This is a genomic window from Methylomicrobium sp. Wu6 (genome assembly GCF_035916875.1).
In the GTDB taxonomy this organism is placed as follows: domain Bacteria; phylum Pseudomonadota; class Gammaproteobacteria; order Methylococcales; family Methylomonadaceae; genus Methylomicrobium.
Genome location: NZ_JAXUHN010000035.1, coordinates 19,362 through 29,499, shown reverse-complemented (window position 1 = coordinate 29,499; position 10,138 = coordinate 19,362). Strand labels below are relative to the sequence as shown.

At 59.6% G+C, this 10,138-nt stretch carries 6 protein-coding genes; all 6 read right to left on the bottom strand.

What is annotated here, in order from left to right; all coding sequences use genetic code 11:
• Positions 1 to 286 precede the first annotated feature (286 nt).
• Positions 287 to 1,063, bottom strand: a complete 777-nt coding sequence (locus tag U2W12_RS02250) for an OmpA family protein (protein ID WP_326499047.1) — start codon at positions 1,061 to 1,063, stop codon at positions 287 to 289.
• A 409-nt stretch (positions 1,064 to 1,472) separates the two neighbouring features.
• Positions 1,473 to 1,715 carry a hypothetical protein gene (locus U2W12_RS02245; RefSeq protein ID WP_326499046.1) on the bottom strand — a complete coding sequence of 81 codons (243 nt, stop codon included), beginning with the start codon at positions 1,713 to 1,715 and terminating at the stop codon, positions 1,473 to 1,475.
• Between the two features lie 71 nt (positions 1,716 to 1,786).
• A complete protein-coding gene (locus U2W12_RS02240) occupies positions 1,787 to 2,221 on the bottom strand; it encodes a DUF4172 domain-containing protein (protein WP_326499045.1) in 435 nt (144 codons plus the stop codon).
• Positions 2,222 to 2,356: 135 nt separating this feature from the next.
• Complete coding sequence (locus tag U2W12_RS02235; RefSeq protein WP_326499044.1) at positions 2,357 to 3,856, bottom strand: efflux transporter outer membrane subunit; 1,500 nt, start codon at positions 3,854 to 3,856, stop codon at positions 2,357 to 2,359.
• A gap of 17 nt (positions 3,857 to 3,873) precedes the next feature.
• Complete coding sequence (locus tag U2W12_RS02230; RefSeq protein ID WP_326499043.1) at positions 3,874 to 6,999, bottom strand: multidrug efflux RND transporter permease subunit; 3,126 nt, start codon at positions 6,997 to 6,999, stop codon at positions 3,874 to 3,876.
• Positions 6,999 to 10,136, bottom strand: a complete 3,138-nt coding sequence (locus U2W12_RS02225) for an MdtB/MuxB family multidrug efflux RND transporter permease subunit (RefSeq protein WP_326499042.1) — start codon at positions 10,134 to 10,136, stop codon at positions 6,999 to 7,001. Before U2W12_RS02225 ends, U2W12_RS02230 begins: the two co-directional genes overlap by 1 nt.
• Positions 10,137 to 10,138: the final 2 nt, after the last annotated feature.

Below are 10,138 nucleotides of genomic sequence, written 5' to 3'. Positions count from 1 at the left end.
GAGAGGGTTGGGGTGAGGAGGATCAAAAATAAGGAAAAATACTTTATTTTGATCCCCTCATCCCAGCCTTCTCCCGAAGGGAGAAGGAGCGAAGCTTCTCTTAACTTAATGGCATTGGGTCTACCGGTACCGCCAAACTCTTTTTCGCCAATAGACTTTCCGTCATTTCACCGAGCAACATTCTTAGTAGTCTAGATCGAAAAAGTATGCCGGATCAGGAATGTTTTCGAACGGCAAGATTTCTAAGAACAAATGATTTCCGGGAAAATAAAAAATTTACATATTACTATCGAAGGGATGAGAGTTTTATTTCCACCCGGCGATTTTTTGCCCGCCCCTTATAAGTACGGTTGGAAGCAAGCGGAACAGCATCGCCAAGCCCTTTAACAATGATTCTGTCGCTTGCGACTCCTTTTTGCGTCAAAACCTGGGCGACTGCCTTGGCGCGTTGCATTGAGACGATTTTATTCCATTTCCAGGCTTGAACAGGGCTAAAGCCATCCGGTATCGATTTGTCGGCATGTCCCTCAACGATGACGATATCCAGAGATCGCGCTTGGATAAGTGGGATAATTTTATCGATCGCTTCCTGCGCGTTTGCTTTGGGCTTTATTCCCCCTGTAGCAAACGAGCCTTCACCAAGGACGAGCAGGCTCATCGGCCCGTATTGAGACGCTGGTTTTTCCTCTGCCGCGATAGGATTTACGGGCTCTGGCAATTTCTCGCCGATTTGAGGGACGGCTATTTCAGGAGAAGTTGGCCGCGTTTGCATAGCGCTCGAATTCACTCGATTTGTATCAATTGCATTATCATTTTGCTCAACCTTGCCTTCAATCTGCGCTGTAGATGATTCGACTTTAGTAGGAATATCGGCATTCTGCGTTTGTTCCTGCACCGATTTTTCGATAGGCTTTCTGAGTGGGCCAAACGCTTCATAGATCTCTGGTTTGTCCCTTCCTTGCGAAGCCGATTCTCTCAGCAAAGGGATTAATAGTGCTGAAATAAAAATCAATATTGATGCCCCAAAGAACGTTAATGAGATCGCGTTAATGGCTTTGCGCATTGAAATCCTCCAGTTGTTATTCCCTGTTGAATCCACTTCGGCTAATGTCAGCCTCATCTTCTCGATTCGGGCCGGCTCGTAAGCTGAGCCGAGAGAGAACAGTCAGAACATCGGCGCCGCCGAATGGCGCATCCATAGGCATAAATTATCGCCCACAAGGCAGCGACTGCGGCCGCATCGGTTATTACCAAGGTTCCCGGGCATTGCTAGGTGTTTTTCCATAAAGCCAGCGTCAATTAGATAATTTCCGCTTCTAATCCTATCATAAGTTTTCATGCTAATTTCGTTAATTTCTCTATCGCGATAGGGTTATTGAATTCAAGCCGGGTATGTGTTTTTCGGGGGATTAATCCGTCTGTCCAGGGTCTTTATATAATCGCGGAACGGATTGAAATTAATTGGCTTCCTGCTATTCGTGACGGATTGGCGGGTATCTCTCGTTCGATGGTGGCGGCAATCGCGATGAGCGTCGGTTGTCCCAGGCATTGGGCCAGTGCTTTTTCGGCAAGCGCCCGCGCAATCCGGCCATTGCCGTCCTCGAAGGGGGGATGCTGACAAAATAGAGGTGGGCAATGCCGGCGCGTAATAAAGCCTGCAACGGCCGGTTTCCGCTCGGCGCCGTGTCGTTAAACCAGGTGATGAGTCGTTCCATCTCAGGCATCATTTGTTGCGATGGCCGGGCTTCAAAATACACTTTCGGGGCATAGACGGCGCCGGAACGATTTACATCGGCTCAGGGGGAGTCCGGTAGCGGCCGATGTCGGTTAAATCACGGTGGCCTTGGGTCAACTTCGATGCCAATCGAATAGCAGGGTATGGGACAAGGGTGCCTCGAAACGACGATCTAAATCGACCATCGCTTCCGCAATGCCTTGTTCGGCAGGGCGATTTTTCTATGGTCGGTACCAGTCCGAATTGGCGGCGAACGGAGGATTGAAGGCTATCGAGGTCAAGCGTCTCGCCTTCGATCGCCGAAGTCTTTAACACTTCATTGCTGATCAACTCGACGGTTAATTGCTGCTTGTCTTCTTCATCGAGGTGCTTGAAGGCTCCGAATCTGAAGCCGGTACCCAGCAGCAGACGCTTCTCGTTTTCCTGAATGCGGGATTTGTCATAGCTAAAATCAGGCCATTCGGGTTGTTGCCAGATCCGCGTCATGAGTTATAGCTTCTTTTTATATAACTCATCATATGCAAAATTGTGAGTTATAAAAGCAGTTTTATAACTCATGCCTTCATCGTGAGACAATGCTTGCATCGTTTCTACGCGGAGCATGGAAACCATAAGTGGTAGTTATTTTTGACCGAATCCCAATAAATCCACCGGCAAGATCAAATAGTCGGTCCATTCGCGGTCGCCATCGGCCTCATCCTTCGTTGGCAGCAAACGCTCGTTCCAGCCGCCGCCCAGCGCCTTGACCAGCAGCACCGAAGCGTTCAATTGTTCGCCCTTCAACTGTGCGGCGGTTTGTTGGTTGGACAACGCGACGGTCTGCGCGGTCATCACGTTCAGATAACTGACGGTGCCGGCCTTGTACTGATTGAGCGTCAGCGCCACCGCCTGTTCGGCGGCGGCGACGGCTTTCTCCTGCACATGGATCTCTTCCTGAAGAATCCGCAAGGCGGCCAGGTTGTCCTCGACTTCCTGGAAGCCGGTCAGCACGGATTGCCGGTAGGCGGCGACGGTGGCGTCGTGCGCGGCGATGGCCTGCTGGTACTGGGCGTTCTTGACGCCGCCGTCGAATATTGTCAGCGCCGCGCCGGCCGGACCCAATGCCCAGTAGCGGCGCGCCATCGTGAACAGCGTGTCGGTGTCGCCGGCTTGATAGCCGCCGCTGACGGCCAGATTCAAGGTCGGGAAATAGGCTGCCTTGGCGACGCCGATCCTGGCATTCGCGGCTGCGACCTGGCGTTCGGCGGCCGCGATGTCGGGGCGGCGTTCGAGCAGTTCGGATGGCAAGCTGACCGGAATCGAAGGCGGCTGGACCAGCAACGGCGACGACGGCAGCGATAACTCCGCAGGTGTCTTGCCGATCAACACCGCGATCGCATGTTCGATCCTAGCCCGCTGTACGCCGAGATTGGCGGCCTGGGCGCGGGCCGATTCGAGCTGCGCCTCGGCCTGCACCACATCGGTCTTGCCGGCGACGCCGACCGCATAGCGGTTTTTGGTGATTTCGAGCGTCTTCGCGAAAGCGGCCACGGTTTCGTCGAACAGGGCTTTCTGCGCGTCCAGCGTCTTGAGCTGGAAGTAGTTTTGCGCCAGCGTGGCCTGGCTGGACAGGATCAGCGCCTGCAAGGTCGCGGCGCTGGCCTGGGCGCTGCCGGTATTGGCCTCCACCTGGCGACGGATTCTGCCCCACAGGTCGGGCTCCCAGACCGCGCCGGCGCCGAGGCCGAACAGGTTTCTGATCCCGGGCACCGCGATACTTTGACCCGAGGCGGCCTGGAAGCGGCTGACTTGTCCGGTCAAGGTCGCGACCGGCAGCAGGGACGATTGCGACGATTGCACCAGATGCTGGGCCTGGCGGTATTGCGCCTCGGCCTGAGCCACCGACTGATTGGCGCCAGCCACCTGTTCGACCAGTTCATTCAGCTTCGGATCGTTGAAGATCCGCCACCATTTTTGCGGCAGCGCGGTGTCACGCGGCTGCGCGGGCTTCCAGCCTTTCGCCTCCTTGAACGCGTCGGTAACGGCCGCCTCCGGGCGGACATGGTCGGGACCCACCATGCAGCCGGCAAGCGGGAGGGTGATCAGGGTTAAAACGAGCGTAGGGCTAATGCGCAAATTCATGCAAATCTCAGTCAAACTCAAGCGGGTTCTCCCGCTTTCTCGGCGGGACGGTTAAAAAATCGGGCGAGGAAACCGAAGCGGAGGCGGTCGAGGTACAGATAGACCACCGGCGTGGTGTAGAGGGTCAGCAACTGGCTGAAGATCAGGCCGCCGATAATCGTGATGCCGAGCGGCTGACGCAGCTCGGCGCCGTAGCCGCTACCCAGCGCCAACGGCAGTGCGCCGAACAGCGCGGCCATCGACGTCATCATGATCGGCCTGAAACGCAGCATGCAGGCCTCGAAAATCGCTGCGCGCGAATCCAGATTGTGTTCGCGTTCGGCCAGCAAGGCGAAATCGATCATCATGATCGCGTTCTTCATCACGATCCCGATCAGCAAAATCACCCCGACCAGTGCGATGATGCTGAATTCGGTATCTGTGGCCATTAAAGTCAGGAGCGCGCCGACGCCGGCCGAGGGCAGGGTGGACAGGATCGTCAAGGGATGCATCAGGCTTTCGTAAAGCACGCCGAGTACCAGATAGATGCTCAGCAAGGCAGCCAGGATCAGCCAGGGCTGGTTGTCCAGCGATTGCTGAAAGGCCTTGGCGGCGCCCTGAAAACTGCCCTGAATCGCATCCGGCACCCCGATGTTGCGCATCGCCTGGTTGACCGCCTGCGTCGCGGCGGACAGCGAGATGCCGGGTTGCAGATTGAAGGACAAGGTAGTCGCGGCAAACTGGCCCTGATGGCTAACCGTCAACGGCGTGTTGCTCGGCGCGAAATGGGCGAGGCTCGATACCGGCACCTGACGGGGCCGGACTGCCTCGCCGTTCGCCGGCGCCTGCCCCGGCACGCTGACATACAGGCGCTTCAGCGCCTCCGGGCTTTGCCAGTATTCCGGCGCCAGTTCCATCACCACCCGGTACTGATTCAGCGGCTCGTAAATCACCGACACCTGGCGCTGGCCGAAAGCGTCGTTCAGGCTGGCGTCGATCAGCGCCGGATCGACCCCGTAACGGGCCGCCAGTTCGCGGTCGACGACCAGCCCGATCTGCTCGCCCTTTTCCTGCTGGTTGCTGCTGACATCGTTCAGCTCGGGCAATTCAGACAGGGCGCTCTGCACCTTCGGCGTCCACTCGCGCAATAAATCCAGATCGTCGGACTGCAAACTGAACTGGAACAGCGACGGGGATGAACGCCCGCCGATGCGCAATTCCTGCGCCGGAAAAACCTGCAAGGTGGCGCCCGGTATGCGGTTGAATTGGGTTCGGAAGCGGCGCATTATGCTGTCGATCGAATCGCGCTGGTCATGATCCTTCAGGTCGATGAACACGATCGCGTTATTCAGGCTGCGCTGGCTGCTGAAAAAACCGTTGATGTTGGTGACCGCGGGGTCATGACGTACCCGTTTTGCATACTCGAAAAACTTGTCCTGCATGGCCCAGAACGACACGCCCTGGTCGGCCTGCACGACCCCCATCAGCCTGCCGCCGTCCTGGGTCGGAAAAAAGCCCTTGTCGATCACCTTGTACAGATACACGTTCAGCCCAATGGTCGCGGCGAAGACCGCCAGCATCACCCGGCGATGGCGCAGCGCCCAACTCAAACTGCGTTCGTAAAAACGCTGGAGGCCGACGAAGGCGCGTTCGATACCCCGATAGATGCGGCCATGCCGGGAGCTTTCTTTGTCGAGCCAGCGGGCGCACAGCATAGGCGTCACCGTCAGCGACACCAGCAGCGACACCAGCACCGCGGCCGACAAGGTCACCGCGAACTCCCTGAAGAGGCGCCCGACCAGGCCGCCCATCAGCAATATCGGCAGGAACACCGCGATCAGTGCGACATTCATCGCCAGTACGGTAAAACCGACTTCCTTGGCGGCCAGCAGCGCCGCCTTGAACGGCGCCATGCCTTTTTCGATGTGGCGGTTGGCGTTTTCGAGCACCACGATCGCATCGTCGACCACGAAGCCGGTCGCGATCGTCAGCGCCATCAGCGACAGGTTATTCAGGCTGTAACCGCATAGATACATCACTGAGCAGGCGCCGAGCAGCGACACCGGCACCGCGATGATCGGGATCAGGGTCGAGCGCAAATTGCGCAAGAACAATAACACGACCAGAGTCACCAGAATGATCGCAAATAGCATCGTGCGCTCGACTTCGGCGAGCGAAGCCCGGATCGTCAACGAACGGTCGGAGGCGACCTGCAGGTCGATCGCGCCCGGAATCGACGCCCTGAGCCGAGGCACCATCGCCTTGATCCGGTCGACCGCTTCGATCACGTTGGCCTGCGGCTGTTTCTTGACTACCAGCAGCACCGCCGGCTTGCCGTCCTTGACGCCGGTGTTGCTGAGATTCTCTACCGAATCCTCGACCTTGCCGAGATCGGCTAGGGTGACCGGCGCGCCGTTACGGTAACTGACGATCAAGGAGGCATAATCGGGGGCCTTCCGCGCCTGGTCGTTGGCCTGGACCTGCCAGCGCCGGCCCGCATGCTCAATCTCGCCTTTCGGCCGGGTCGTATTGCTTTGAGTTATCGTATTCCGGACATCCTCCAGCCCGATGCCGTACTGGTTCAGCGCATGGGGATTCAGTTCGACGCGCACCGCCGGCATTGATGCGCCTCGGATGTCGACGCCGCCGACGCCCGGTGTCTGCGCGATTTTTTGCGCCAGCAGCGTGGCGGCCACGTCGTAGATTTGGCCGAGAGCCAGGGTGTCGGACGTCAGGGTCAAGACGATAATCGGAGAGTCGGCCGGATTGTCGCGGCGATAGCTCGGCAGGCTCGGCATGTTGCTAGGCAACAGGTTGCCCGCCGCATTGATCGCGGCCTGCACGTCGCGGGCCGCGCCGTTGATGTCGCGGCTCAGGTCGAATTGCAGGGTGATCTGGGTGCTGCCCATGCCGCTTTCGGAAGTCATCTCGGTGATGCCGGCGATCCGCCCGAGTGCTCGCTCCAGCGGTGTCGCGACCGTCGCGGCCATCGTTTCGGCGCTGGCGCCGGGTATCTCGGCGCTGACGCTGATCGTAGGGAAATCCACTTCCGGCAAGGACGCGACCGGCAGATTCAGAAACGCCAGAACCCCGGCCAGGGCGACCGCGAGTGTCAACAGCGTGGTCGCGACCGGACGGCGAATGAAGAGGGCCGAAAAATTCATCACAGGCCGCCGTCGTTTTCAATCGCTTCGACAGGATTCGGACGCAAGACGGCATTCACCCGCCGGGCGAGATTGTCCATCCACAAATAGATCACCGGCGTGGTGTACAGGGTCAACAGCTGGCTGACCAGCAATCCGCCGACCATCGTAATGCCGAGCGGATGACGCAGCTCCGAACCCACGCCGCTGCCGAGCATCAACGGCAACGCGCCGAGCAGCGCCGCCAAGGTGGTCATCAGGATCGGCCGGAAGCGCAGCAGGCAGGCCTGGAAGATCGCCTCGCCGGGCGGCATCTTGTGCTTCCGCTCCGCTTCCAGCGCGAAATCGATCATCATGATCGCGTTTTTCTTGACGATGCCGATCAGCAGAATGATGCCGATGATACCGATGATGCCGAGGTCGCCGCCGGACAGGATCAACGCGAGCAGGGCGCCGACGCCGGCGGAAGGCAGGGTCGACAGGATCGTCAACGGATGGATGTAGCTTTCGTACAAGACGCCAAGCACGATGTAGACGGTCACGATAGCGGCCAGGATCAGCCACAGGGTATTGCCGAGCGAGGCGTTGAACGCCTGCGCGGCGCCCTGGTAGCGGGTGCGGATGCCGAGCGGCAGGCCGATGTCCTCTTTGACCTGATCGATCGCGCGCACCGCATCGCCGAGCGCCGCGCCCGGCGCCAGATTGAACGACAGGGTCGCGACCGGAAACTGGTCGAGATGGTTGATAGCCAGCGGCGTCGGCCGTTCGGAAATTTCGGCGATCGCCGACAGCGGCACCTGGCTGCCGTTGCCGGAGGGGATGCGCAGATCGTTCAGCGAGGCCGGGCCTTGCTGGGCGGCGGGATCGACTTCCAGCACCACCCGGTACTGGTTCGACTGGGTGAAAATGGTCGATACCTGGCGCTGCCCGTAAGCGCTGTAGAGCGTGTCGTCGATCGCGGCGGTGGTGATGCCGAGGCGGCTCGCGGTGCTGCGGTCGATGTTCACGTAGACTTGCCGGCCCTGATCCTGCACGTCGCTGGCGACCTCGGCAAATTCGGGGCGGGCGGACAGTTTCGCGGCCAATGCCTGGGTCCAGCGGTTCAGCTCGTCGCTATTCGGGCTTTCGAGCGTAAACTGGTATTGCGTGCGGCTGACCCGGTTTTCCATCGTCAAATCCTGCACCGCTTGCAGATACAGCTTCACGTCGCTTACTTCGGCCAGCTTCGGCTTGAGCCTGGCGATCACCTCGGCGGCGCTGGCCTCGCGTTCGTCCCGGGGCTTCAGGTTGATCAGGAAGCGTCCGGCATTCGGGGTCGTGTTGATGCCGTCGACGCCGATGAACGACGACAGGCTCTCGACCGCAGGGTCCTCTAGGATCCGCTTGCCGAGCGCCTGTTGGTATTCGCTCATCGCCGCGAACGAGGCATTTTGCGGCGCCTCCGAAAAGCCCTGGATCAGGCCGGTATCCTGCGCCGGGAAAAAGCCTTTCGGGATGAAGACATACAAGGCCACGGTCAATGCCACGGTCGCGGCGAACACGGTCATCGTCATGATCTGATGCCGCATCACCCAGGCCAGGCTGCGGCCGTAAGCGGCGATCAGGCGATCGAACCAACCGTCGCCGTGGCCTTCGTCGCCGTGCTCGATCCCCTGGCGCAGCAAGCGGGCGCACATCATCGGCGTCAGGGTCAGCGAGACGACCGCCGAAAGCAGGATCGCGACCGCCAAGGTGATCGCAAACTCCCGGAACAGCCGGCCGACCACGTCGCCCATGAACAGCAGCGGTATCAGTACCGCGACCAGCGAAAAGGTCAGCGAGATGATCGTGAAGCCGATCTGCTCCGAGCCTTTCAGAGCGGCCTTCATCGGCGATTCGCCGCGCTCGATATGGCGGGAGATGTTCTCGATCACGACGATCGCGTCGTCGACCACGAAGCCGGTCGCTATCGTCAGCGCCATCAGGGTCAGGTTGTTGATGCTGAAATCGGCCAGATACATCACGGCGAAGGTGCCCATCAACGACAGCGGCACCGCGATGCCCGGAATGATCGTGGCCGGCACGTTACGCAGGAACAGGAAGATCACCATCACCACCAGGGCGATCGCGAGCAGCAACTCGAACTGCACGTCATGTACCGAGGCGCGGATCGTGACCGTGCGGTCGGTCAGCGGCAGCACTTCGACGTTGACCGGCAAGGCCGCCTGCAATTGCGGCAGCAGTTCTTTGATCCGTTCGACCACTTCGATCACGTTGGCGCCCGGCTGGCGCTGGATGTTCACGATCACCGCCGACGCGGTATTGGCCCAGGCTGCCAGCCGTGTATTCTCGGCATCGTCGATCACGTTGGCGACCTCGGCCAGATGCACCGGCGCGCCGTTGCGGTAGGCCACCACCAGTTCGCGGTATTCGGCGGCCGAGCGCAATTGATCATTGCTGTCGATGATCGCCGAGCGCAGCGGGCCGTTGAACATGCCTTTCGGCTGGTTTACGTTGGTTGCCGCGATCGCGCGGCGCAGGTCTTCGAGGCTGATGCCGTAGGCCGCCAGTGCCTGATGGTTGGCCTGGATGCGCACGGCCGGACGCTGGCCGCCGCTGAGGCTGACCATGCCGACGCCGGGCAACTGCGAGAGTTTTTGCGCGATCCGGGTATCGACCAGATCCTGGACCTTGAACAAGGGCAGGGTCTTCGAACTGACCGCCAGGGTCATGATCGGCGTGTCGGCCGGATTGACCTTGCTGTAGATCGGCGGCTGCGGCAAGTCGCCCGGCAGAAAGGTCGCGGCCGCATTGATCGCCGCCTGCACTGTCTGTTCGGCGATGTCCAGGTCCAGTTCGAGCGCGAACTGCAAGGTAATCACCGAGGCGCCGCCGGAACTGGTCGAGGACATTTGGGTCAGGCCCGGCATCTGCCCGAACTGGCGCTCCAGGGGAGAGGTGACGATCGACGTCATCACTTCCGGACTGGCGCCGGGATACAGGGTCACAACCTGGATGGTCGGATAATCGACTTGCGGCAAGGCCGAAACCGGCAATAGTCGATAGGCGAGGATGCCGACCAGCAGCAGCGCGACCATAAGCAACGAAGTCGCCACCGGGCGCAGAATGAAGGGCCGCGAGGGATTGAAGTTGGGCGAGCCCTGACCTGAGGTATTCATAG